21 protein-coding genes are annotated in these 22505 nt (G+C 66.8%); 2 read left to right on the top strand and 19 right to left on the bottom strand.

All coding sequences use genetic code 11. The features are described from left to right. Window positions 1–7: 7 nt before the first annotated feature. The 12 genes from hflC to ndk form a co-directional block, all read right to left on the bottom strand. Window positions 8–907, bottom strand: coding sequence for a protease modulator HflC (gene hflC, locus C5F75_RS09300; RefSeq protein ID WP_059585315.1), 900 nt, complete (start codon window positions 905–907; stop codon window positions 8–10). Window positions 908–922: 15 nt separating this feature from the next. Beyond that, window positions 923–2269, bottom strand: a complete 1347-nt coding sequence (gene hflK, locus C5F75_RS09295; protein WP_059585314.1) for an FtsH protease activity modulator HflK — start codon at window positions 2267–2269, stop codon at window positions 923–925. 47 nt (window positions 2270–2316) lie between these two features. Continuing rightward, entirely contained in the window at window positions 2317–3489 is a 1173-nt protein-coding gene (hflX, locus tag C5F75_RS09290) for a GTPase HflX (protein WP_181035394.1), read from the bottom strand. A 72-nt stretch (window positions 3490–3561) separates the two neighbouring features. Further along, the gene (gene hfq, locus C5F75_RS09285; protein WP_006399927.1) at window positions 3562–3801 is read right to left on the bottom strand and encodes an RNA chaperone Hfq; all 240 of its coding nucleotides are present in this window, start codon (window positions 3799–3801) and stop codon (window positions 3562–3564) included. 142 nt (window positions 3802–3943) lie between these two features. After that, window positions 3944–5281: a ribosome biogenesis GTPase Der gene (gene der / locus C5F75_RS09280; protein WP_059585312.1), complete on the bottom strand. Its 1338-nt coding sequence runs from the start codon at window positions 5279–5281 to the stop codon at window positions 3944–3946. A 247-nt stretch (window positions 5282–5528) separates the two neighbouring features. Then, window positions 5529–6674 carry an outer membrane protein assembly factor BamB gene (gene bamB, locus C5F75_RS09270; protein ID WP_006483316.1) on the bottom strand — a complete coding sequence of 382 codons (1146 nt, stop codon included), beginning with the start codon at window positions 6672–6674 and terminating at the stop codon, window positions 5529–5531. A 41-nt stretch (window positions 6675–6715) separates the two neighbouring features. After that, window positions 6716–7345, bottom strand: coding sequence for a tetratricopeptide repeat protein (locus C5F75_RS09265; protein ID WP_059585311.1), 630 nt, complete (start codon window positions 7343–7345; stop codon window positions 6716–6718). Between the two features lie 54 nt (window positions 7346–7399). Continuing rightward, the gene (hisS, locus tag C5F75_RS09260) at window positions 7400–8740 is read right to left on the bottom strand and encodes a histidine--tRNA ligase (RefSeq protein WP_034207440.1); all 1341 of its coding nucleotides are present in this window, start codon (window positions 8738–8740) and stop codon (window positions 7400–7402) included. A 20-nt stretch (window positions 8741–8760) separates the two neighbouring features. Next, a complete protein-coding gene (gene ispG, locus C5F75_RS09255) occupies window positions 8761–10065 on the bottom strand; it encodes a flavodoxin-dependent (E)-4-hydroxy-3-methylbut-2-enyl-diphosphate synthase (protein ID WP_059585331.1) in 1305 nt (434 codons plus the stop codon). A gap of 112 nt (window positions 10066–10177) precedes the next feature. Next, window positions 10178–11191 (bottom strand): helix-turn-helix domain-containing protein, encoded by a 1014-nt coding sequence (locus tag C5F75_RS09250; protein ID WP_059585310.1) that lies wholly within the window; start codon window positions 11189–11191, stop codon window positions 10178–10180. A 247-nt stretch (window positions 11192–11438) separates the two neighbouring features. Continuing rightward, a complete protein-coding gene (gene rlmN, locus C5F75_RS09245; protein WP_027812035.1) occupies window positions 11439–12578 on the bottom strand; it encodes a 23S rRNA (adenine(2503)-C(2))-methyltransferase RlmN in 1140 nt (379 codons plus the stop codon). Window positions 12579–12633: 55 nt separating this feature from the next. Beyond that, the gene (gene ndk / locus C5F75_RS09240; protein ID WP_040144283.1) at window positions 12634–13059 is read right to left on the bottom strand and encodes a nucleoside-diphosphate kinase; all 426 of its coding nucleotides are present in this window, start codon (window positions 13057–13059) and stop codon (window positions 12634–12636) included. A gap of 249 nt (window positions 13060–13308) precedes the next feature. On the opposite strand from ndk, the gene C5F75_RS09235 reads away from it, so the two are divergent. Next, complete coding sequence (locus C5F75_RS09235) at window positions 13309–14007, top strand: Bax inhibitor-1/YccA family protein (RefSeq protein WP_059585309.1); 699 nt, start codon at window positions 13309–13311, stop codon at window positions 14005–14007. 64 nt (window positions 14008–14071) lie between these two features. On the opposite strand, the gene rlmD is transcribed toward C5F75_RS09235, so the two are convergent. Next, a complete protein-coding gene (gene rlmD, locus C5F75_RS09230) occupies window positions 14072–15376 on the bottom strand; it encodes a 23S rRNA (uracil(1939)-C(5))-methyltransferase RlmD (RefSeq protein WP_264160244.1) in 1305 nt (434 codons plus the stop codon). Between the two features lie 324 nt (window positions 15377–15700). Here rlmD and C5F75_RS09225 point away from each other — a divergent pair, with 324 nt between their 5' ends. Beyond that, entirely contained in the window at window positions 15701–16555 is an 855-nt protein-coding gene (locus C5F75_RS09225) for an endonuclease/exonuclease/phosphatase family protein (protein WP_059585307.1), read from the top strand. A 29-nt stretch (window positions 16556–16584) separates the two neighbouring features. Here C5F75_RS09225 and C5F75_RS09220 read toward each other — a convergent pair whose 3' ends face one another. From C5F75_RS09220 to C5F75_RS09195, 6 genes are all read right to left on the bottom strand, one after another. Beyond that, entirely contained in the window at window positions 16585–17361 is a 777-nt protein-coding gene (locus C5F75_RS09220; protein ID WP_059645787.1) for a 3'-5' exonuclease, read from the bottom strand. 3 nt (window positions 17362–17364) lie between these two features. After that, window positions 17365–18453: an RNA polymerase sigma factor RpoS gene (gene rpoS / locus C5F75_RS09215; protein ID WP_059585305.1), complete on the bottom strand. Its 1089-nt coding sequence runs from the start codon at window positions 18451–18453 to the stop codon at window positions 17365–17367. Between the two features lie 11 nt (window positions 18454–18464). After that, window positions 18465–19355 carry a peptidoglycan DD-metalloendopeptidase family protein gene (locus C5F75_RS09210; RefSeq protein ID WP_059585304.1) on the bottom strand — a complete coding sequence of 297 codons (891 nt, stop codon included), beginning with the start codon at window positions 19353–19355 and terminating at the stop codon, window positions 18465–18467. A gap of 5 nt (window positions 19356–19360) precedes the next feature. Next, a complete protein-coding gene (locus C5F75_RS09205; protein WP_059585330.1) occupies window positions 19361–20311 on the bottom strand; it encodes a protein-L-isoaspartate(D-aspartate) O-methyltransferase in 951 nt (316 codons plus the stop codon). After that, complete coding sequence (gene surE, locus C5F75_RS09200) at window positions 20308–21069, bottom strand: 5'/3'-nucleotidase SurE (protein ID WP_059585303.1); 762 nt, start codon at window positions 21067–21069, stop codon at window positions 20308–20310. Before surE ends, C5F75_RS09205 begins: the two co-directional genes overlap by 4 nt. 220 nt (window positions 21070–21289) lie before the next feature. Continuing rightward, on the bottom strand, window positions 21290–22495 hold the full coding sequence (locus tag C5F75_RS09195) for a CaiB/BaiF CoA transferase family protein (RefSeq protein ID WP_059585302.1): 1206 nt from the start codon (window positions 22493–22495) through the stop codon (window positions 21290–21292). Window positions 22496–22505 lie beyond the last annotated feature (10 nt).

The following is a 22505-nucleotide window of genomic DNA, read 5'->3' as shown; positions in this document are numbered from 1 at the left end:
CCCAAGGTCAATGTTTGCGGGGAGCGGGCGCCGCCGGTGCGGCGCCGCCCGTCGGGCTGCGCATGAAGCGGAAGAACTCGCTGTCGGGATCGACGACGATGATGTCGTTGCGCTTGAACGTATTCCGGTAGGCCTGCAGGCTCGCGTAGAACTGATAGAACTGCGGATCGCGGCCGAACGCGTCGGCGGCGATCGTCGCGGCCTTCGCGTCGCCCTCGCCCTTGATCGTCTGCGCGGACTTGTACGCGTTCGCGAGCACGGCCTGCTGCTCGCGTTCGGCGTCGGCCTTGATCTGCTCGACGTCGGCCGCGCCTTGCGCACGCACCTGGGCCGCCTGATCGCGCAACGCGCCGATCATCCGTTGATAGACGGCGTCCGCCTGCGCGGCCGGCAAGTCGACACGCGTGAGCTGAACATCGACCACGTCGACGCCGAAACCGGACGCTTGCGCCTTCGCCGCATCGCGCGCGGCCTCGGCGATCGCGCGCTGGCCGCCGAGCGCATCGTCGAGCGCGCGCTTGCCGAATGCGTCGCCGAGCGCGCCCTTCAGCACGCCGGCCAGCCGGTCGGCGGCCGCCGCCGGGTCGCCGCCCGTCGCGGTGAAATACTTCATCGGATCGCCGATCCGGTACTTCGCCGCATACGCGACCAGCAGGTCGTGCTTGTCTTCGGTTGCCAGCTGCAGCGGATCGGACGACTCGAGCGACTGCACGCGCGTGTCGATCAGCGTGGCCGTCTGCAGCGGCGGCGGCAGCTTGAAGTGGACGCCGGGGCCCGCGAGCTCCGGTTGCGTACCGTCGCGGCCCGACAGCACGGCCGCATGGCGCGGATCGACGGTGAGGACCGTCGACGATGCCGCGAAGGCGACGATCACGATTGCGACGACGAGCGCAATGATTCGGTTCATGTTCTGCGCTCCCCGTTACTTCGTATCGTCTTCACGCGACCGGCTGCGAAACGCTTCGCGCGATCGCAGCACGTCGACGCCCGAGGCGGTGGCGGCCGGTGCGGCGCTCGCCGGTGCCGGCGCGGCTGCCGCCGGCGTCGTGGCAGCCGGGGCCGACGCCGCATCGGGCCCGGACGCGCCGGTCGACGCCGCGGCGTTTTGCCGCCCCTGCTCGACGAGCTTGTCGAGCGGCAGATACACGATGCTGTTGCCGCCCTTGTTGCCGACGAACACCTTCGTCGCGTTCGAATAGATTTCCTGCATCGTCTCGAGATACATCCGCTCGCGGATGACCGCGGGCGCCTTCGAGTACTGCGCGTAGACTTGCTTGAAGCGGTCCGCATCGCCTTCGGCTTGCGTGACCACGCGATCGGCATACGCCTTCGCTTCGTCGACGAGCTTCGCCGCATCGCCCTGCGCCTTCGGCAGCAGGTCGCTCGCGTAGGCCTGCGCGGCGCGCTTCGCGGCCTCGCGCTCGTCGCGCGCCTTCGCCACTTCGGCGTACGCGGCCTGGGTCTGGTCGGGCGCCGCGACGCTCTGCATCGTGACGGCCGTCACCTCGAGTCCCGACTGGTAGCGGTCGAGATCACGCTGGATCGCGGTGGAAAGCTGCTCGCGCAGCGCATCGCGATCCTGATTCAGCATGTCGGCCGCACTGCGCGTGCCGACGATCGCGCGCACCGCGGCCTGCGCGGCCTGCGACACGCTGCGTTCGGGATCGACGCTGCGGAACAGGTAATCGGTGGCGGAACGGATCCGGTACTGGACGATGAAGCGCACGTCGACGATGTCGGCATCGCGCGTCAGCATCGCGGCCTCCTTCACGTTCGCGAGGCGCACGACGTTATTGCGGCCGATCTCGATCGAGCGGACCTGCGACGTGTCCACGATCTCGTGCGACGCGAACGGATACGGCGCGCGCCAGTGCACGCCCTGGCCGACCGTGCCCGACAGCTTGCCGAGCTGCAGCACGACGCCCGTCTGGCCTTCCTGCACGACGAACAGCCCGCTGCCCGCATACACCGCGACCAGCACGCCGATCACGATGCCGACGCCCACCCGTGCGGCCCGGCCGTTGTCGGGACGCAAGCCGTTACCGCCCTTGCCGCCGAACAGGCCGCTCAGGCGTCGGTTGAAGTTGCGCCACATCTCGTCGAGATCGGGCGGACCGTCGCCGTCGCCGCCTTGCGGACGCTTCGATTCGTTCGCGCGGGGGCGGGATCCGTCCTTGCCATTGCCTTCGCCGCGTCCCCAGCGGGGATCGTTGATCGACAACAAGGCGCGCATCCGCCGCCAGGTACTCCGCTCGTTGTATTCGTTCACCAGAGTTTGTTCACCAGATTGGAAGCCGGCGAACCGGCCGGGGCCGGTTAGCGCCCGTGTTCGGAAATCGTGTGGTCTTCGTGCGGTTCAGCGGACGTGCCATCGAGCGCGTCGGACAACGTCGCGCTGGAAAGGTGTTCCGCGGAGGCGATTTCGGCGATGGCGGCACGCAACGTATCAAGACCCTGACCGGTGCGCGCGCTCAAAAAGACGCGCGAAATATTACCATATTCGTCCCGCTCGACCGCGTCGCCGCGGGCCGCCAGCTCGGGCACGGCGTCGATCTTGTTGAACACCAGGACCTGCCGGACCGTGTCCGCACCGATCTCGTGCAGCACGCCGTTGACCTGCTCGATCTGCTCGAGCCGGACCGCGCTCGACGCATCGACCACGTGCAGCAGCAGATCCGCATGGATCGTTTCCTCGAGGGTCGCGCGGAACGCCGCGACGAGCTGGTGAGGCAGCTCGCGGATGAACCCGACCGTATCGGACACGACGATCTGCCCGACCTCGTCGCCGAGGTACACGCGCCGCGACGTCGTATCGAGCGTCGCGAACAGCTGGTCGGCCGCGTAGGCCTGCGCTTTCGTCAGCGCATTGAACAGCGTCGACTTGCCCGCGTTCGTATAGCCGACGAGCGACACCGACATCGTGCCGCTGCGCGCGCGCTGCCGGCGCTGCGTGCTGTGCTGGCGGCGCAGCCGGTCGAGCCGCGACTTCAGCATCTTGATGCGTTCGCCGATCAGCCGGCGGTCGGTTTCGAGCTGGGTTTCACCGGGGCCGCGCAGGCCGATACCGCCCTTTTGCCGTTCGAGGTGGGTCCACGCGCGAATGAGCCGGGTCGACAGGTATTGAAGCTGCGCGAGCTCGACCTGCAGCTTGCCTTCGTGGCTGCGGGCGCGCTGCGCGAAGATGTCGAGGATGAGGCTCGTGCGATCGACCACGCGCCTGTTAAGCGCCTGCTCCAGATTGCGTTGCTGGGCCGGCGCCAATGCGTGGTTGAAGATGACGATTTCGACGTTGTGCGCGTCGCAGGCGAGCCGCAGCTCTTCGGCTTTGCCGCTGCCGATGAACATCTTGGCATCGGGACTGGCGCGACGCCCCGTGAGGGTGACGGCGGGACGGGCTCCCGCGCTGGAGGCGAGAAGACTGAGTTCTTCGAGACTGGCTTCGAAATCGGTCTTGCCGAGATCGATGCCGACGAGCGCTGCGTTGATCAAATTATCGGGTGTCAAGATAAGGCGGCTGGCATCGGTCGCTCGCGGCGACCGGATGCCGGCCGCTGCGATAGGTTAGGACGAGGCTTCCGCGTCCGGGTGGAAATTCACCGGGCGCGCCGGCACGACCGTCGAGATGGCGTGCTTGTAAACCATCTGGGTCACCGTATTACGGAGCAACACGACGTACTGGTCGAACGATTCAATGTTCCCTTGAAGCTTGATGCCGTTGACGAGGTAGATCGAAACGGGAACGTGCTCTTTGCGCAGTGCGTTCAAAAACGGGTCTTGTAACAATTGCCCTTTGTTGCTCATGGCGTACTCCATCTTTTTTTGCAGGTTGATCTGGATTGGCGGCGAAGAAAAAGAGATCCGGCGCCAATCGCTACACTATAGCTGATTTTGCCTGCCCCGCCCGGTGCATAGGCCTTCCGGCCTAGCCGTGGCGGGCCATGCGTCAGCCCTTGTCCGCGTACGGATTGTTCGACGAACGGAACTCTATGCGCAATGGAGTCCCGGTCAGCGAGAAAGTTTCGCGGAACCGGTTTTCGAGGTAGCGCTTGTAGGTTTCCGTCACCGCGTCGAGCGCGTTGCCGTGAATCACGATGATCGGCGGATTCTGGCCGCCCTGGTGCGCGTAGCGCAACTTCGGACGCACCGGGCCGCGACGGCGCGGCTGCTGGAATTCGACGGCCTCGATCAGCGCGCGCGTGAGCTTCGGCGTCGGCAGTTTCGCCATGGCCGCCGCGTAGGCGTCGTCGACCGAGCGCATCAGCGCGCCGATACCCGTCTTCTTCGCGGCCGAAATGAAGTGCGATTTCGCGAAGTCGAGGAATTTCAGCTTGCGGGTCAAATCCGCTTTCGCGCGGTCGCGCGCGTGGTCGTCGAGGCCGTCCCACTTGTTGACGCCGATCACGAGCGCGCGGCCCTGCTCGACGACGAAGCCGGCGATGTGCGCGTCCTGGTCGGAAATGTCCTGCTGCGCATCCAGCAGAAGAATGACGACGTTCGCGTCGGAGATCGACTGCAGCGTCTTCACGACCGAGAACTTCTCGATCGCCTCGAACACCTTGCCGCGGCGGCGCAGGCCGGCCGTGTCGATCAGCGTGTATTTCTTGCCGTTACGCTCGAAGTCGACGTAGATCGAATCGCGCGTCGTGCCCGGCATGTCGAACGCGATCACGCGGTCCTCGCCGATCAGCGCGTTGACGAGCGTCGACTTGCCGACGTTCGGACGGCCGACGATCGCGATCTTGATGCCGCGCGACGGATCATCCTCGTCCGCTTCCTCGGGCTGGCCCGCGTACGCGACTTCGAGCGCCTCGTTGATCATGTCGGTCACGCCGTCGCCGTGCGCGGCCGAGATCGCGCGCGGATCGCCGAGCCCCAGCTCGTAGAACTCGGAGGCGACCGCCGTGTACTTCATCCCCTCGGCCTTGTTGACGACGAGGAAGATCGGCCGGCCGGTCTTGCGCAGGTAGTCGGCGATCGACTTGTCCTGCGGCGCGAGCCCGTTGCGGCCGTCGACGATGAACACGACGACATCGGCTTCCTCGACGGCCTGCCGCGTCTGGCGCGCCATTTCGTGCAGGATGCCGTCCTTCGCGACGGGTTCGAAGCCGCCCGTATCGACGACCAGGTAGGGCCGTTCGCCGACGCGCCCTTCGCCGTAATGGCGATCGCGCGTCAAGCCCGGCAAGTCGGCGACCAGCGCATCGCGCGAGCGCGTGAGCCGGTTGAACAGCGTGGATTTCCCCACATTGGGGCGCCCAACGAGGGCAATGACCGGTTTCATCTGTGTTTTCTACGGTGAAGCGCAGCAGCGGGAGGCCCGCTGCTGCGGGCGGCTGCGCTGAATGAAAATATCACGAATTCGCGCCGCGCCGGATGCGCGCGCCGGGCGCGCGTCGCGCGCCGTCGTCTTTCGTCTCGAACTGCCTTTCAAATACCGAGCGGCCGGGAACGCCGGCCGCCTTCAAGTCGCGGGGCCGCGGCGCGCGGGACCGGCCCGCCGCACCGCGGCCCCGCCTGTTTCCCGCGTGTCAGCGCGGACGGAACCCGTACAGGCCGCCGTCCTTCGTCTGCACGACGAGCGTATTGCCGGCGAGAACCGGCGCCGCCGTAATCGCGCTGCCGTCAGTCTTCATTCGCGCGATGAAGCTGCCGTCTTCGCGCGACAGGAAATGCACGAAGCCCTTGTAATCGCCCATCACGACCGCGTGCCCGAGCAGGTACGGCACGCCGACGTCACGGCTCTTCAGCTTGTCGTTGCGCCACAGCTGGTTGCCCGTGGCCGCGTCGTACGCGGTGACGACCGACCAGTCGTCGCCGCCGGCGACCACCGAATCGTCCTGCGCGAGGCCGCTGCGGCTCGAGAACGGTTTTTCCCACAGCGGACGGCCCGAGTTCGCATCGAAGCAGCCGAGCTGACCCTGGAACGTCACCGCGCAGGTTTCCGCGCCCACGAGCGTCGGCGGGCCGCTGACGTCGTTGATGCGCTCGACCTCGGTCACGCCCTTCGGGAACGACACGGGGGTCTGCCAGAACGGCTCGCCCGTCTGCAGGTTGATCGCGACGAGACCGCCGCCCGGGAAGCCCGCGAGCACGGCCGCGTCGCCCGCGAACGTCATGCCGGCCGACACGCGCAGGTTCAGCGGCACCGCACGGTTGCGGTAGTTCCACTTCTGCTCGCCCGTCTGCGCGTTGAACGCGATCACCTGGCCGTCGATCGTGCGGACGACCACGAGGCCGTTACCGACGAGCGGCGGCGAGAAGATCTCGCCCTGCACGCTGGTCTTCCACAATTGCTTGCCGTCCGGGCCGAGCACGAACACGCCGCCCTTCAGCGCACCGACCGCCGTCAGGTTGCCGTCGCTGCCGACGCCGGCCGACAGGTCCGAACCGACCTTCGAGCGCCACAGCGTCTGGCCCGTCTTCGCATCGATCTTCTCGACCGAACCGTTTTCGCCCGCCGCATAGACGGCGTCGCCCACGGCCACCGGCGAGAACAGGTAGCGTCCGCCCTTGCCGACGCTCGCCTTCCAGACCTGTTGCACGTCCATGACGGGCTTGAACTCGGTGAGCGGCGTCGGCACGCGGCGCGCGTCCTTCGACGACGAGCAAGCCGCCAAAGCGAGGACAGCCGCCGCGCAGGCAACGGGCACAGCGTAACGTTTCAGCAAATTCATCGGTTAGCGAAGCAGAGTTAAGAGGTTGAGGGGGCCGGGATTCAGCCGCCGAGCGCGTCCAGCTTGAACTGCACGAGCTGGCGTGCCGACTGGTCGTCCTTCGACAGGCCGTCGAGCGCAAGCTTGTAAGCCGCGCGCGCATCGTCGGTCTTGCCTTGCGCGGCCAGCAGATCGCCGCGGCGATCGGCCACGAGGCCCTTGAACGCATCGACCGGCGTACCCGACAGCAGCGCGAGGCCCGCATCGTACGCCTTCTCGTCGAGCAGCAGCGACGCGAGCCGCAGCTTCGCGATCTGCTTGTACTCTTCGTCCTTGGCGTGCTCGGCGGCCCATTGCAGCTGCGCCTTCGCGCCTGCCGCATCGCCGGCCGCGTACAGCGTCTTCGCGGCCGCGAGCGCCGTCATCTGCGCATACGGCGTGCTGCCGAACTTGTCTTCCATGTCGGCAGCCGCGCGGGCCATCGTCGCCTTGTCGTTCGCGGCGGCCGCCTTCTGAACCTGTTCGTACAGCCCGGATGCCTCGGCGGCCTGACGGCGCTGCCAGTAGTTCCAGCCGTTGAAACCGGCCGCGACGACGAGCGCCGCGAGCACGATCCACGTGGTGAGGTTGCCCCAGCGGGCCCACCACGCCTTGAGACTTTCAATCGATTCTTGTTCGTCGTGATAACTCATCGGCGAGCGATTCCTTCCTGTTCAGCTTTTCTTGTCGAGCGGATGCCAGCGCGATCAGTCGTCGCCGTCTTCGGCGGATGCAACCATCGCATTGATTAGGAATTCGGTCAAGCTTTCGACCGGTACGGTCTGCTGAACGTTCTTTTCCCCTTCCGCGCCCGCGCCGCGCAGCGCTTTCACGCCCACCGTGCCGTTCGCGACCTCTTCTTCGCCGAAGATCACCGCGAACGCGGCGCCGCTTGCATCGGCCCGCTTCATCTGCGACTTGAAGCTCGCCGGCGCGCCGTCGGCGCTGCAGTGGAAGATCACGTCGAGGCCCGTGTCGCGCAGGCGTTCGGCCGCGATGAACGCCTGTTCGCGCGCGGTTTCGCCCTGGTGCACGACGTATACGTCGACGCCTTCCTGCTCGGGCGCGAGATCCTCTTCCTTCAGCAGCTCGAGGATGCGCTCTATCCCCATCGCCCAGCCGCACGCGGCGGTCGGCTTGCCGCCGAGCTGCTCGATCAGCGGATCGTAGCGGCCGCCGGCCGCGACCGTGCCCTGTGCGCCGAGCTTGTCGGTCACCCACTCGAACACGGTCAGGTTGTAGTAATCGAGGCCGCGCACGAGACGCGGATTGATCTTGAACGGAATGTTGTTCGCGAGCAGCAGGCGCTGCAGCCCTTCGAAATGCGCGCGCGATTCGTCGCCGAGGAAATCGATCAGCTTCGGCGCGTTCTGCGCGATCTCCTGCAGCGCGGGATTCTTCGTGTCGAGCACGCGCAGCGGGTTCGTGTACAGGCGGCGCTTCGCGTCCTCGTCGAGCACGTCGGCGAACTGCTCGAGGTACTTGATCAGTTCGACGCGGTGCGCGGCGCGCTCTTCGGCGAGGCCGAGCGAGTTGATCTCGAGCTTGATGCCGGTCAGGCCGAGGTCGTCCCACAGGCGCTGGCACATCATGATGATCTCGGCATCCGCATCGGGACCCGCGAAGCCGAGCGCCTCGACGCCGACCTGGTGAAACTGGCGATAACGGCCGCGCTGCGGACGCTCGTGACGGAACATCGGGCCGATGTACCACAGGCGCTTCGGGCCGTCGTACAGCATGTTGTGCTCGATCGACGCACGCACGACGGCCGCGGTGTTTTCCGGGCGCATCGTCAGGTTCTCGCCGTTCAGCGCGTCGGTGAAGCTGTACATCTCCTTCTCGACGATGTCGGTGACTTCGCCGATGCCGCGCGTGAAGAGCTGCGTATGTTCGACGATCGGCGTGCGGATGTTCTGGTAGCCGTACGCGCGCAGCAGCGATTTCACGGTAGCTTCGAAGAATTCCCACAGGCCGGCATCCTGCGGAAGGATGTCGTTCATGCCTTTGACGCCGGTGAGCTTCTCGATCTTGCGTTTCTGTTCAGTCATCGTTCGTGTGTGTGGACGAATTAGTTCAGGGCCTCGGTGCGGCCGTAATTGCGTGCGACGTAGTCGCTGACGATCTGCTGGAATTCCTCGGCGATCCGCTCGCCGCGCAGCGTCTTGACCTTTTCGCCGTCGATGAAGACCGGCGCGGCCGGGTTCTCGCCCGAGCCCGGCAGGCTGATGCCGATGTTCGCGTGCTTCGATTCACCCGGGCCGTTGACGATGCAGCCCATCACCGCGACGTTCATCTTCTCGACGCCCGGATACTCCTTGCGCCAGACCGGCATCTGCTCGCGCAGATACGTCTGGATCTGCATCGCGAGTTCCTGGAACAGCGTGCTGGTCGTGCGGCCGCAGCCCGGGCACGCGATCACCATCGGCGCGAACGAGCGCAGGCCCATCGTCTGGAGGATTTCCTGGCCGACGATCACTTCGCCCGTGCGCGACGCGCCCGGCTCCGGTGTCAGCGAAATGCGGATCGTGTCGCCGATCCCTTCCTGCAGCAGCACGCCGAGCGCCGCCGTCGACGCGACGATGCCCTTCGAGCCCATGCCGGCCTCGGTCAGCCCGAGGTGCAGCGCGAAGCCGCAGCGGCGGCCGAGTTCGCGGTACACGGCGATCAGGTCCTGCACGCCGCTGACCTTGCACGACAGCACGATGCGGTCGCGCCCCAGGCCAAGCTCCACCGCACGCTCGGCCGAGCCGATCGCCGACTGGATCAGCGCCTCGTACATCACGCTCTGCGCGTCCCACGGCTGCGCGCGCGCGGCGTTCTCGTCCATCATGCGCGCCAGCAGATCCTGGTCGAGGCTGCCCCAGTTCACGCCGATCCGCACCGGCTTGTCGTACTTCGCCGCAGCCTCGATCATCTGCGCGAACTGCGTGTCGCGCTTCGCGCCTTGGCCGACGTTACCGGGGTTGATCCGGTACTTCGACAGCGACTCCGCGCAGCCCGGGTAGTCGCGCAGCAGCAGGTGGCCGTTGTAGTGGAAATCGCCGACGAGCGGCACCGTCACGCCCATCCGGTCGAGCTGCTCGCGAATCGCCGGCACGGCGGCCGCGGCTTCGGGCGTGTTGACCGTGATGCGCACCAGCTCGGAGCCCGCATTCGCGAGTTCCTTGATCTGGATCGCCGTGCCGATCGCGTCGGCCGTGTCGGTATTCGTCATCGACTGCACGCGCACCGGCGCGTCGCCGCCGATCGTCACGAGTTGCCCGCCCCAGCGGACATCCACCGCATGCGATACGCGGCGCGGCTGATGCCCGCCGAACACCGGCTCGGTTGAACAAATCTGACTGCTGCGTGGGGATTGAGCTTCGGATTGCATCGATAGATCCATTTACGCGGAATGCGCCGCGACGCGGCGCATGAATTGAAAAAGCGCCGTGCCCTCACGGCCCGCCGATATCGACGGCAGGCCTTCGCCACGGCGCTTGACGTCAGGGCAGCGTGAACCGCGCCACGTTACCCCGCGCTGCCGAATATTTTGCCGGATCGACCGGTTTTCCGTCGAACGCAACCGCGTCGAGGCCGGCCTTGTTGCCGATCGTGACCTTGAACGGTCCGTCACCGGCGACCTGCTTCGTTTCGCCGGCGCGCACCAGCGCCGAGAACAGCTCCTTGCCATTCTTGTCGCGCACGCTGAACCAGCAATCCTGCTTGACCTTCAGTTCGACCATCGACTGGCCCGCCGCGACCACGACGCTCGCCGGCTGGGCCGGCGCGGCCGTGCTTGCCGCCGCCGTTGCCGCCACGGGCTGCGATGCCGCAGCCGTCGCGACCGGGGCGGCGGGCGCCGGGACAGCCGATGCAATCGCCTGCGCCGGGGCCGCCGACGCGGCAGCCGGGGCCGGAACCTCATTCGCCACCGCCGCCGACGCACCGTTCGGGGCCGCTTCTTCAGCGGAGGACGCTGCCGCCGCGCTCGCGGCCGACGCATGTTCGGCGTCGCCGCCCTTGAAGCGCGCGAGCAGGCTCGACGAATCGCCGCCAGTGTGCCACATCAGTGCGGCGACCACCGCGACGATGACGATCCCCGTTCCCCACAGCCAGGGATGGTGGCGCGACGAACCGCCCAGCGGAATCGACACGCGGCCGCGCGGCAGATCCGTGCCCGACGACGCAGGCATCGACAGGTCGACTTCCGGCACCCCGCGCTCGCGGCGCAGCGCCTGCGCGAACGGTTCCGGATCGACGCCGAGCATCTTCGCGTAGCTGCGCACGACGCCGAGCGCGAACGTCACGCCAGGCAAATGGCTGATGTCGCCGGCCTCGAGCGCCCGGAGTTTCTGTGGTGCGACCTTGAGTCGCGCCGACACGTCGTCGACCGACCAGCCCTTCGTCTCCCGAAGCTGCGCCAGCCGGCTGCCGACCTCCGCCAGCGATTCCAGTCCCGCCGGTGCCGGCTTCGCGGCATTCGTCTCTGCGCCGTTAGACGGCTGCGGCTCACTCATCCTTGTCCTCGCGTCGATTCTTCTTCACTGGCGGGTGCCGCCGGCTCCTGCCGGCCGGCACCCGCAACGGTTCATACCCTGCGCGGCGCCGAGGCGCCGCGACCGATCGCTATTCGCGTGTTGCACCGCCAAACGGTTCGGGCACCCTGGGCAGGTGCCCCGAACCAGGCGTCCCCGACTACGCGCCCCCGACTACGCGCCCCCGATTAGGCGTCCCCGACTGGGCGTCCCCGACTAGGCGTCCCCGTCAAACTGCCCGAACTTCGATGATCTTTCCTGCCGCGCCCGTCCGTTCCGCGAGGCGCGTGCGGTCCTTCACCGCGCCGGCCAGTTGCCCGCACGCGGCGTCGATGTCGTCGCCGCGGGTCTTGCGCACGGTCGTGACGACGCCCGCGTCGATGAGGACCTGCGCGAAACGCTTGATCTGCTCTGGCTTCGAACGGATCAGGCCAGATTCCGGAAACGGATTGAACGGGATCAGGTTGAACTTGCACGGCACGTCGCGCGTGACGGCCAGCAGTTCGCGCGCATGCGCTTCGGTGTCGTTGACACCGTCGAGCATGCAGTATTCGAACGTGATGAAGTCGCGCGGCGCGACTTTCAGATAACGCTGGCACGCAGCCATCAGCTCGCGAAGCGGATACTTCTTGTTGAGCGGCACCAGCTCGTCGCGCAGCGCATCGTTCGGCGCATGCAGCGAAACGGCCAGCGCGACCGGCAACTCGGCGCCGAGGCGGTCCATCATCGGCACCACGCCCGATGTAGACAGCGTGACGCGACGGCGCGACAGGCCGTACGCGTTGTCGTCGAGCATCAGCCGCATCGCGGGCACGACCGCGCTGTAATTCAGCAGCGGCTCGCCCATGCCCATCATCACCACGTTGGTGACGACCCGCTCGGCCTTGCCGTTCGGGCCGGGCGCGCGGCCCAGCGACGCTCGCAATGCAAATTCGGCCATCCGGAGCTGGCCGATGATTTCGGCTGTCGACAGGTTGCGGGAGAAGCCCTGCTTGCCCGTCGAACAGAAGCGGCAGTTCACCGCGCATCCGGCCTGCGACGACACGCACAGCGTGCCGCGCGTCTCTTCCGGGATGAACACGGTTTCGACCGCATTGCCGTTTCCGACGTCGATCAGCCACTTGCGTGTACCGTCGGTGGAAACGTGATCGCTGACGATATCCGGCATCACGATCGACGCGCGGCCCTTGAGCTTTTCCCTCAGGGACTTCGCGAGATCGGTCATGCCGTCGAAGTCGCCGGCGTTGTACTGGTGGATCCAGCGCTGCAACTGCTTGGCGCGGAACGGCTTCTCGCCCAGGCTGCCGCAGTACGCGACAAGACCCTCGGCGTCGAAGTCGAGAAGATTGACGGAAGTTTCGCTCGTCATGATGTGCTGCCTTGCCGCGTGCGCTGAATCCTGCCTACTTGCTGTCAGCCAGGGCTTAACGCGAGTAAACGTTCATTTCCGGGAAGAAGAACGCGATTTCGACCGCTGCCGTTTCCGCAGCGTCCGAGCCGTGCACGGCGTTCGCGTCGATGCTGTCGGCGAAGTCGGCCCGGATCGTGCCCTTTTCCGCCTTCTTCGGATCCGTCGCGCCCATCAGGTCGCGGTTCTTCAGGATCGCGCCTTCCCCTTCCAGAACCTGGATCATCACCGGGCCCGAGATCATGAAATCGACGAGATCCTTGAAGAACGGACGTGCCGCGTGGACTGCGTAGAACTTCTCTGCGTCAGCACGCGACAGGTGTGCCATGCGCGCTGCGACGATCTTCAGGCCGGCGCCTTCGAAACGGCTGTAGATCTGGCCGATCACGTTCTTTGCCACCGCATCCGGCTTGATGATCGACAGGGTGCGCTCGATTGCCATAAAAACTCCAAAAAATTAAGAAGTTACAGGTTCAAATGAATCCGCTATTGTAGCACGATCCCGTGTATCATTGCGATTGAACCCTTACACGAATGAAAGGTTCAGAATCCATATGTTTTGTTCCGCCGAGCCATTGAAACCTCGCGGCACGGAACGTATCTTAGCCATAGCTGCCCCGGTTTGCTGCGCCGCACATCGCGCGCGCCGAACCGGCCCCGGACGCCCACGCGTTCAATGTTAGGAGAAACCATGAACGACTATCCGTACAATTTCGGCCGCGGCGGTTCCGTCAGCACCGCCGAGGTTCGCAACCGCGTGCTGCGGAACACGTACTGGCTGCTCGCGCTGTCGATGGTGCCGACCGTGCTGGGCGCCTGGGTCGGCGTCGCGACGGGCTTCTCGCTGTTCGCGGCCACGAGCCCGATGATGAGCCTGCTCGCGTTCTTCGCGATCGCGTTCGGCTTCATGTTCGCGATCGAGCGGACGAAAAACAGCGCGGCCGGCGTGTTCGTGCTGCTCGGCTTCACGTTCTTCATGGGCCTGATGCTGTCGCGGCTGCTGAGCTTCATCCTCGGCTTCTCGAACGGCCCGTCGCTGATCATGCTCGCGTTCGGCGGCACCGGCATCATCTTCGCCGTGATGGCGACGATCGCCACCGTCAGCAAGCGCGACTTCTCGGGGCTCGGCAAGTGGCTGTTCATGGGCGTGATCGTGATCCTGCTGGCGTCGGTCGCGAACATCTTCCTGCAACTGCCGGCGCTGATGCTCACCGTGTCGGTGCTCGCGATCGCGATCTTCTCGGCCTACATGCTGTTCGACGTCCAGCGCGTCGTGAACGGCGGCGAGACGAACTACATCTCGGCCACGCTCGCGATCTACCTCGACCTGTACAACGTGTTCACGAACCTGCTCGCGCTGCTCGGCATCTTCGGCGGCAACCGCAACTGACGTTCGCTGCGCACCCATGAAAAAACCGGCCCGCGGGCCGGTTTTTTTACGTCCGACGCCCGGCTCAGTCGCGCTCGAACAGCGCCATCGATTCGACGTGCGACGTATTCGGGAACATGTTCACGACACCAGCGCCCTTCAAGCGGTAGCCGGCCTCGTGCACGAGCAGGCCCGCATCGCGCGCGAGCGTCGACGGGTTGCACGACACGTAGACGATGCGTTTCGGCAGCGGGCCTTCGCCGCTCTGCGCGATCTCGGCCAGCGCCTTCGACACCGCGAGCGCGCCTTCGCGCGGCGGGTCGATCAGGAACTTGTCGAATGCGCCGAGCGCGCGCAGATCGTCGCCCGTCACTTCGAACAGGTTGCGGCACGCGAACGTCGTGTGGCCGTCGACACCGTTCTCGCGCGCGTTCGCCAGCGCGCGCGTGGTCAGCGTGTCGCTGCCCTCGATGCCCATCACTTCGCGCGACAGCCGCGCGAGCGGCAGCGTGAAGTTGCCGATTCCACAGAACAGGTCGAGCACGCGGTCGTCGCGCGACGGCGCGAGCAGGCGCAGCGCGCGGCCCACCAGCACGCGGTTGATCTGGTGATTGACCTGCGTGAAGTCGGTCGGCTTGAACGGCATGCGGATGCCGAATTCCGGCAGCGTGTAATCGAGCGACACGTCGAGCGGATAGAACGGCGTTACCGTGTCCGGCCCCTTCGGCTGCAGCCAGAACTGCACCTTGTGCTCGTCCGCGAACGCGCGCAGCAGCGCTTCGTCGTCCGCGTTGATCGGCTCCAGCACGCGCAGCACGAGCGCCGTGACGGCCGAGCCGACCGCGAGTTCGATCTGCGGCATCCGGTCGCGAATCGACAGCCCCTCGACGAGCCGGCGCAGCGGCACGAGCATCGCCGACACGTGCGGCGGCAGCACTTCGCAGCTCGTCATGTCGGCGACGTAGCTGCTCTTCTTCTCGTGGAATCCGACCAGCACGCCGCCCTTCTTCGCGACGTTGCGCACGGTCAGGCGCGCGCGGTAGCGATAGCCCCATGACGGGCCGTGGATCGGCGCGAACATCGTTTCCGCGCGCAGCTTCGCCAGGTGCCACAGATTGTCTTCGAGCACGCGCTGCTTGACCGCGACCTGCGCGCGCATGTCGAGATGCTGCATCGAGCAGCCGCCGCAGGTGCCGAAGAACTTGCATTTCGGCTGCGTGCGCATCACGCTCGGGCGCAGAATGTCGACGACCGTCGCCTGCTCGTAGCTCGGCTTGCGGCGATAGCTCGAATAGGTCACGCGCTCGCCCGGCAGCGCGCCTTCGACGAAGATCACCTTGCCCGGCTGGCCGTCCTCGGTCACCGTGCGGCCGACACCGCGCGCTTCCATGTCGAGCGATTCGATCTCGAGAACCGGTGCAGGCCCGGGCGGAACGGGCGCATTTTTCGATTTGCGCGCAGAAGTGGGGACGGCTTCGGACACCAGCTTTTCCTGACAAACGTTGAAGAAGGCGAGATTGTAGACGACGCAGGCCCTCGCCGCGTGCTTTGGATGAGGCACGCATCGGGCACGCGGGCATAAACCATGCGGCGCGGGCCCGGACGGCCGCTCGACGCGGCTTTCCGATTCGCCCGCGGCCGGCGTGGGCCACGGAATCAGCCGAGGCAACGTCCGAGGCCCAACATCCCTACCCGCCCGACAGGAGGTTCGACCATGCGATTGATCGACTGGAACATCCAATGGGGCCGGGACGCGGACGGCGGCGTCGATCTTCCGCGCACCGTCGCAGCCATCCGCCGGCTCGGCGATTTCGACGTGCTGTGCCTGCAGGAAGTCACGCGCGGCTTCGACGCACTGCCCGGCCGGCCAGGCCCGGATCAGTTCGCCGAACTCGCGGCGCTGTTGCCCGGCTATACGATCGTCGAGGCCATCGGCGCCGACCTGCCTGCCATCCGGCCCGGTGGAGCACGCCGCCAGTTCGGCAATGCGATCGCGACGCGGCTGCCGGTCGGGCGCGTGCTGCGCCAATTGCTGCCGTGGCCCGCCGACGCCGGCGCGCCGTCGATGCCGCGCGTCGCGCTCGATATCGAGTTGCAGGCGCCCTTCGGGCCGTTGCGCGTGATCACCACGCATCTGGAGTATTACTCGGCGCGCCAGCGGCTTGCACAGGTCGACGCGTTACGCGCCCGGCATCGCGAGGCCTGTGCGCACGCGGACCACCCCGCGCCCGCCGAAACCGCCGACGGGCCGTTCAACGCGACCGGACAACCGCGCGACGCGATCGTCTGCGGCGATTTCAACAGCGCATTCGGCAGCGAGGCATACCGACGCTTTCTGGAGCCGATTGCCGACGCGCCGCGTTTCGTCGACGCGTGGGTCGCGCTGCATCCCGGTCGTACGCCGCCGCCGACGGCCGGCGTCTACGATACGGTGCAATGGTCGGACGGCCCGCTCGCGTGCGATTTCGTGTTCGTGACCGACACGCTGTTGCCGCGCGTCACCGGCTGCGAGATCGACGGCGACGTACGCGCGTCCGATCACCAGCCGGTGCTGCTCGAGCTGGCCTGAACGCGCAGGTTGCGGCGCCGCCGCCCGCGCTACGCGTCGAAGCCGGCCAGGTATTCGGCCCAGTGCGGCGCCGGCTCCAGCGCGAGCGCGTTCTTCACGAGCAGGATTTCGTCCGCGTACTCGCTCGGCGTCAGCCCGCCGCGCATCAACTGAAACCGGCAATACAGCAGGTAGGTGTTGACGACGTCGGTTTCGCAATAGTTGCGGATTTCGTCGATCCGGCCGTCGCGGAACGCCGGCCATACCTGGCTGCCGTCCATCCCGAGCTTGCCCGGGAAACCGCACAGCTTCGCCAGCGCGTCGAGCGGCGCGTTCGCGCGCGCCTGATACATCGCCAACACGTCCATCAGGTCGGTATGCCGCGAGTGATAGCGCGAGATGTAGTTGTTCCACTTGAATTCGCGGTCGTCCTCGCCGAGATCCCAGTAGCGGGTGGCGGGAATGCCGTGCACGAGCGCGCGGTAATGGAGCACCGGCAGATCGAAACCGCCGCCGTTCCACGACACGAGTTGCGGCGTGTATTTCTCGATCACGCGGTAGAACGACTGGATCAGCGTGGCTTCGTTGTCCTGCGGCGTCCCGAGCGAGCGCACGCGAAAACCGTTGTTGTCGCGGAACACGCACGAGATCGCCGCGATCCGCTGCAGATGGTGCGGCAGGAAATCGCCGCCGGTCTTCTCGCGGCGTGCGGCAAACGCATGTTCGGCCACTGCGGCATCGTCGAGCGTCGCGGGCAGGTCTTCCAGACGGCGGATGCCGTCGACATCGGGAATCGTCTCGATGTCAAAAACGAGAATCGGAGTCATCAGTTACAGAACGGCGTCCTTGCGCACGCCGTTGGAGGCGAAGAACCGCTTGAGGCGCACCAGCGCTTCCTGCTGGATCTGGCGCACGCGCTCGCGCGTGAGCCCCATCTCGTCGGCAAGCTCCTCGAGCGTCGCCGGTTCGATGTGGTTCAGGCCGAAGCGGCGCTCGATCACGTGCCGGTGCTTGTCGGACAGCCGCGACAGCCACGCGCGCGTCAGCGTTTCGAGCTCGCGGTGCTGCACCTCGGCGTCGGGCGACTGGCTCTGGTCGTCGGGCAGCAGGTCGAGCAGGCTGCTCGCGGGATCGAGGTCGAGCGGCGCGTCGAGCGATGCCGTGTGTTCGTTGAGCGCGAGGATATCGGTGACTTCCTCGGCGGTCTTGCCGGTGAGATAGGCGATGTCGTCGATACTGGCTTCGCGGCGCTCGGCCGCCTCGCCCGTCGACATCGAATTCTTTTCGAGGTGGCGCTTCGCGCGCAGCACCTGGTTCAGTTCGCGGATCACGTGCACGGGCAGGCGTACCGTGCGGGCCTGGTTCATGATTGCCCGCTCGATGCTCTGCCGGATCCACCACGTCGCATAGGTCGAGAAACGGAACCCGCGCGTCGGGTCGAATTTCTCGATCGCATGCATCAGGCCGAGGTTGCCTTCCTCGATCAGGTCGAGCAGCGGCACGCCGCGGTTCAGGTACCCCTTCGCGATGCTGACGACGAGACGCAGGTTGCGCTCGATCATCACCTGCCGCGCTTCGAATTCGCCGGCCTTCGCAAGGCGCGAATAGCGCTGCTCTTCCTCGACGGTCAGCAGCGGCTTCACGCTGATGCGGTTCAGGTAATGCTGGATCGTGTCGGCCGTGAGCTCGGCCTGCAGCAGCGTGCGGAAATCGTCGACGTCGGGAACTGCTTCCTGGCGGCCTTCGCGCTCGTCGTCGCCACCGTCCGCGTCGGCGTCGCGTGCCTCAAGATCGCGTTCGTTTTCCGCGACGTCGTCTTCGTCGTCCGTCGAAGCACCTGCTCGCCCCACCGATGCTTGCGTGGCACGACTGATCTTCTCAGACTCGGCTTGCGGCTCGTGGCGCTTCGATTTCGGCATGGTCGTCTCGGTTATTGAGGCGGCAAATACTTCAGCGGATCGACAGGCTTACCCTGCCGGCGAACCTCGAAATGCAGCATCACGCGGTCGGCATCGCTGTTACCCATCTCGGCGATCTTCTGCCCCTTCGTTACCGCGTCCCCCTCTTTTACCATCAAAGCGCGATTGTGTGCATACGCCGTGAGGTAAGTTGCATCGTGTTTGATGATAATGAGGTTGCCGTAACCACGCAGCCCGTTGCCGGAGTAAACGACGCGCCCGTCTGCTGCTGCCTTCACGGCCTCGCCGGCCGTCCCGCCGATATTGACGCCCTTGTTCTTCGCATCGTCGAACCCGTTCAGCACGGGGCCGCGCGCAGGCCACGCGAACGTCACGGGGCCGCTCGGGGCCGCGGCCGTATCGCTCGATCCGGTTGCCGCGGCCGGCGGCGTGGCGGCAAGCGCCGACGACGTGCCGGCAGCCGGCGTGGCCGGGCCGCTGCTCAGCGGCGCGGTCGCGACCGCACCACCGGCGATCGGTGCGGTGGCCGGCGCGCCCGCGACCGCGGCGCCGCCCGGCGGCGCGACACGCAGCAACTGGTCGACTTCGATCTGGTTCGGGTTCGCCAGATTGTTCCACGACGCGATGTCTCGATAGTTCTGCCCGTTCTCGAGCGCGATCCGGTACAGCGTGTCACCCGGCTTCACCCGATAGAAGCCGGGCGGCGGCGGGCCGAGCGGCACCGCGGGCTGCGCGGCGGTGCTCGTGCCGAGCGCCCCGGAGCGATCGACGACGGGCGCGTTGTCGAGCCGCGTCGCACAGGCGGCCAGCAGCGTGGAGAAAGCAGCCACACAGATCGCGCGCTGGGCGAGCGTGAGCGGTTCCCTGGATCGGTTGTTTTGCATCGCGCGCAACATACTCATCGGTTTCAAATCACTCCGGATTTTAAAGGGACAAAGAAAACGCGATCAAGCCGGGACTCTCGCCATTGCGCGTGCGCGACGCGCTCGACGAGCGTGAGCACCTGGTGCTGTCCGCTCTGCGCACCGACAGGCGCGACGAGCCGCCCGCCGATCGCGAGTTGCTCGAGCAGCGCGCGCGGCACGTCGAGCCCCGCCGCCGCGATCACGATCGCGTCGAACGGGGCCGCGGACGGCAGGCCGACACGCCCGTCGCCGTAGTGCAGACGGATGTTCGGCACGCGCAGCGGCCGCAGGTTCAGCTTCGCGCGCTCGTAAAGCGGCTTGATGCGTTCAATCGAATACACGTCGCGTGCCACGTGGCTCAGCACGGCGGCCTGATAGCCGCAGCCCGTGCCGATCTCGAGCACGCGCTCGAGCGTGCGGCCGGCCATCGCGAGCTCGATCATGCGCGCGACGACCGACGGCTTTGAAATGGTTTGCTGGTGGCCGATCGGCAGCGCCGAATCCTCGTAGGCCTGCGTCGCGAGCCCCGGATCCACGAACAGGTGGCGCGGCACCGCGGCCATCGCGTCCAGCACGCGCGCATCGGTCACGCCGTTCGCGCGCAGGCGTTCGACCATCCGCTCGCGCACACGTTCCGACGTAAGCGCGAACGCGCCGGCCGGCGCGACACTCGGCGCGGCCGGCTTCGGCAGCGCAGGCTTCAGTGCGGTAGGCTTCGGTGCGGTCGCCGGCTTCGCGGCGGCGATACCCGGCTGCGGCGCACGCAAGGCGGCCGGCTTCACCGCAACCGGTTTCACCGCGACCGGTTTCAGCGCGGCCGCGGGTTTGTCGGCGGCCTTCGGCACCGCGCCCGCCGTCTGGCGTTCGCCGGCCCGGCCTTTTTCCGACTTGCGTGGCGCTCGCTTGAGATCTTCGAGCGCGAGCGGGAACCGCTTCGCGCGCTCGCCGCTCATGAAGCCCGCCCTCCGGCGCGCGCCCATTCGCGCGTCGCGGGCAGCATCTGCGTATGCGTGAGATCGAGCTGCAGCGGCGTGATCGACACGAAACCGTTCGCGACGGCATGGAAATCCGTGCCTTCGCTGGCGTCCAGCGCCTCTCCCGCGGCGCCGATCCAGTAGATCGGCTCGCCGCGCGGGTCGGTCTGGCGAATCACCGGCTGCGACGGATGACGCTTGCCGAGGCGCGTGACCTTCCAGCCCTTCAGTTGATCGTACGGCAGGTTCGGAATGTTGACGTTCAGCAGCGGCTGGCCCGGCAGCGGATGCGCGAGGTAGTGCGCGACGATTTCCGCGGCGACGCGCGCGGCGTCGGCCAGATGCGTCCAGCCCTTGTCGACCAGCGAGAACGCGATGGCCGGCACGCCGAACATGATGCCTTCGGTGGCGGCTGCAACTGTCCCCGAATAGAGCGTGTCTTCGCCCATGTTCTGGCCGTTGTTGATGCCGGACACGACGATGTCCGGCCTCGCATCGGCCATCCCCGTCAGCGCGACGTGCACCGAATCGGTCGGCGTGCCGTTCACGTAGAAGAAACCCGTACCCGCTGCGCGCTGCACCGACAGCGGCCGCGACAACGTGAGGGAATTCGACGCGCCGCTGCAGTTCTGCTCGGGCGCGATCACCGTAAGCTCGGCCAGCGGCTGCAGCGCTTCGCTGAGCGCGGCGAGACCAGGGGCGAGATAGCCGTCGTCGTTGCTGAGTAGGATTCGCATCCGGCGATTGTAACCGAGGAAGGATGGCGCGAGAGCGACAGTCCAGCCACCGCAGGCGGGCGGGTATACGCATGGGCGGGCGATGCGCCGCCGTACTGCGCGGCGGCGTTCCGCGCGCTGGGGAAAACACCGTGTCGCCCGATTTGCCGCCCCGACGAAAGTCTCGTCGACGGAATACCATCGTCGGGAAGCCCGGCGCGAAGCGCCGGGCCGGCTGCGCTCAGATCGCGCCCGCCTCGCGCAGTGCGGCAATCGCCTGCGTGTCGTAGCCGAGGCCGCGCAGCACCTCGTCGGTGTGCTCGCCGAGCTCGGGCCCGAGCCAGCGCGTTTCGCCCGGCGTGGCCGACAGCTTCGGCGTGATGTTCGGCAGCGGAATGTCGGTGCCGTCGGCCAGCTTGAACCGCTGGATCATCTGGCGCGCGACGAACTGCGGATCGGTGAACATGTCGGCCGCGCTGTAGATGCGTCCGGCCGGCACGTCGGCCGCGTTCAGCACGCCGAGCGCCTCGTCGATCGTGCGCGGCGCGAGCCACGCGGCGATCGCGTCGTCGATTTCCTGCGTGCGCGGCACGCGCCCGTCGTTCTGCGCGAGCGCGGGATCGTCGGCGAGGTCGTCGCGCTCGATCGCCTTCATCAACCGCTTGAAGATCGGGTCGCTGTTGCCGCCGATCACGATGCTGCCGTCGCGGCATGCATACGTGTTCGACGGCACGATGCCCGGCAGCGACGCGCCGGTGCGCTCGCGCACCATCCCGTACACACCGTATTCGGGCACCACGCTTTCCATCATGTTGAAGACGGCTTCATACAGTGCAACGTCGACCACCTGCCCCGCGCCGCCGTTGACCTTGCGGTGATGGAGCGCCATCAGCGCGCCGATCACGCCGTGCAGCGCGGCGATCGAATCGCCGATCGAGATGCCGATGCGCGGCGGCGGAAGATCCGGATAGCCGGTGATGTGGCGCAGCCCGCCCATCGATTCGGCGATCGCGCCGAAGCCGGGCCGGTCGCGGTACGGGCCCGTCTGCCCGTAGCCGGACAGGCGCACCATCACGAGGCCCGGATTGTCGGCCGACAGCACGTCGTAGCCGAGCCCGAGCTTTTCGAGCAGGCCCGGACGGAAGTTCTCGATCACGATGTCGGCCTCGCTCGCGAGTTGCCGCGCGATCGCCTTGCCGGCGTCGGCTTTCAGGTTCAGCGTGACCGATTTCTTGTTGCGCGCCTGCACGGACCACCACAGCGACGTGCCGCCCTGCTCCGGGTAGAGCTTGCGCCATTTGCGCAGCGGGTCGCCGCCGTTCGGATCCTCGATCTTGATCACTTCCGCGCCGAATTCGGCGAACAGCCGCGACGCGAACGGCCCCGCGATCAGCGTTCCGAATTCGAGCACTTTGACGCCCGCGAGCGGGCCCTGGCTGGTGCTCATGTGTCTCCCT

The organism is Burkholderia anthinoferrum, from assembly GCF_002925705.1.
Classification (GTDB): Bacteria; Pseudomonadota; Gammaproteobacteria; order Burkholderiales; family Burkholderiaceae; genus Burkholderia; species Burkholderia semiarida.
The sequence above is the reverse complement of the archived record's forward strand: the minus strand, read 5'-3'. Positions and strand labels throughout refer to the sequence as shown.

Coding starts and splice junctions, on each gene's coding strand:
- rlmD (WP_264160244.1), bottom strand. CDS start 15,376: ATGGAAGCGCGCGGTGTCGGCCGCACGGTGACCGAGGACGGCCAGCCG.
- hisS (WP_034207440.1), bottom strand. CDS start 8,740: ATGACTGAACAGAAACGCAAGATCGAGAAGCTCACCGGCGTCAAAGGC.
- hflC (WP_059585315.1), bottom strand. CDS start 907: ATGAACCGAATCATTGCGCTCGTCGTCGCAATCGTGATCGTCGCCTTC.
- surE (WP_059585303.1), bottom strand. CDS start 21,069: ATGCGAATCCTACTCAGCAACGACGACGGCTATCTCGCCCCTGGTCTC.
- bamB (WP_006483316.1), bottom strand. CDS start 6,674: ATGAATTTGCTGAAACGTTACGCTGTGCCCGTTGCCTGCGCGGCGGCT.
- C5F75_RS09235 (WP_059585309.1), top strand. CDS start 13,309: ATGAACGACTATCCGTACAATTTCGGCCGCGGCGGTTCCGTCAGCACC.
- C5F75_RS09210 (WP_059585304.1), bottom strand. CDS start 19,355: ATGAGTATGTTGCGCGCGATGCAAAACAACCGATCCAGGGAACCGCTC.
- ispG (WP_059585331.1), bottom strand. CDS start 10,065: ATGCAATCCGAAGCTCAATCCCCACGCAGCAGTCAGATTTGTTCAACC.
- C5F75_RS09250 (WP_059585310.1), bottom strand. CDS start 11,191: ATGAGTGAGCCGCAGCCGTCTAACGGCGCAGAGACGAATGCCGCGAAG.
- rpoS (WP_059585305.1), bottom strand. CDS start 18,453: ATGCCGAAATCGAAGCGCCACGAGCCGCAAGCCGAGTCTGAGAAGATC.
- der (WP_059585312.1), bottom strand. CDS start 5,281: ATGAAACCGGTCATTGCCCTCGTTGGGCGCCCCAATGTGGGGAAATCC.
- rlmN (WP_027812035.1), bottom strand. CDS start 12,578: ATGACGAGCGAAACTTCCGTCAATCTTCTCGACTTCGACGCCGAGGGT.
- C5F75_RS09220 (WP_059645787.1), bottom strand. CDS start 17,361: ATGACTCCGATTCTCGTTTTTGACATCGAGACGATTCCCGATGTCGAC.
- C5F75_RS09265 (WP_059585311.1), bottom strand. CDS start 7,345: ATGAGTTATCACGACGAACAAGAATCGATTGAAAGTCTCAAGGCGTGG.
- hfq (WP_006399927.1), bottom strand. CDS start 3,801: ATGAGCAACAAAGGGCAATTGTTACAAGACCCGTTTTTGAACGCACTG.
- C5F75_RS09195 (WP_059585302.1), bottom strand. CDS start 22,495: ATGAGCACCAGCCAGGGCCCGCTCGCGGGCGTCAAAGTGCTCGAATTC.
- C5F75_RS09205 (WP_059585330.1), bottom strand. CDS start 20,311: ATGAGCGGCGAGCGCGCGAAGCGGTTCCCGCTCGCGCTCGAAGATCTC.
- ndk (WP_040144283.1), bottom strand. CDS start 13,059: ATGGCAATCGAGCGCACCCTGTCGATCATCAAGCCGGATGCGGTGGCA.
- C5F75_RS09225 (WP_059585307.1), top strand. CDS start 15,701: ATGCGATTGATCGACTGGAACATCCAATGGGGCCGGGACGCGGACGGC.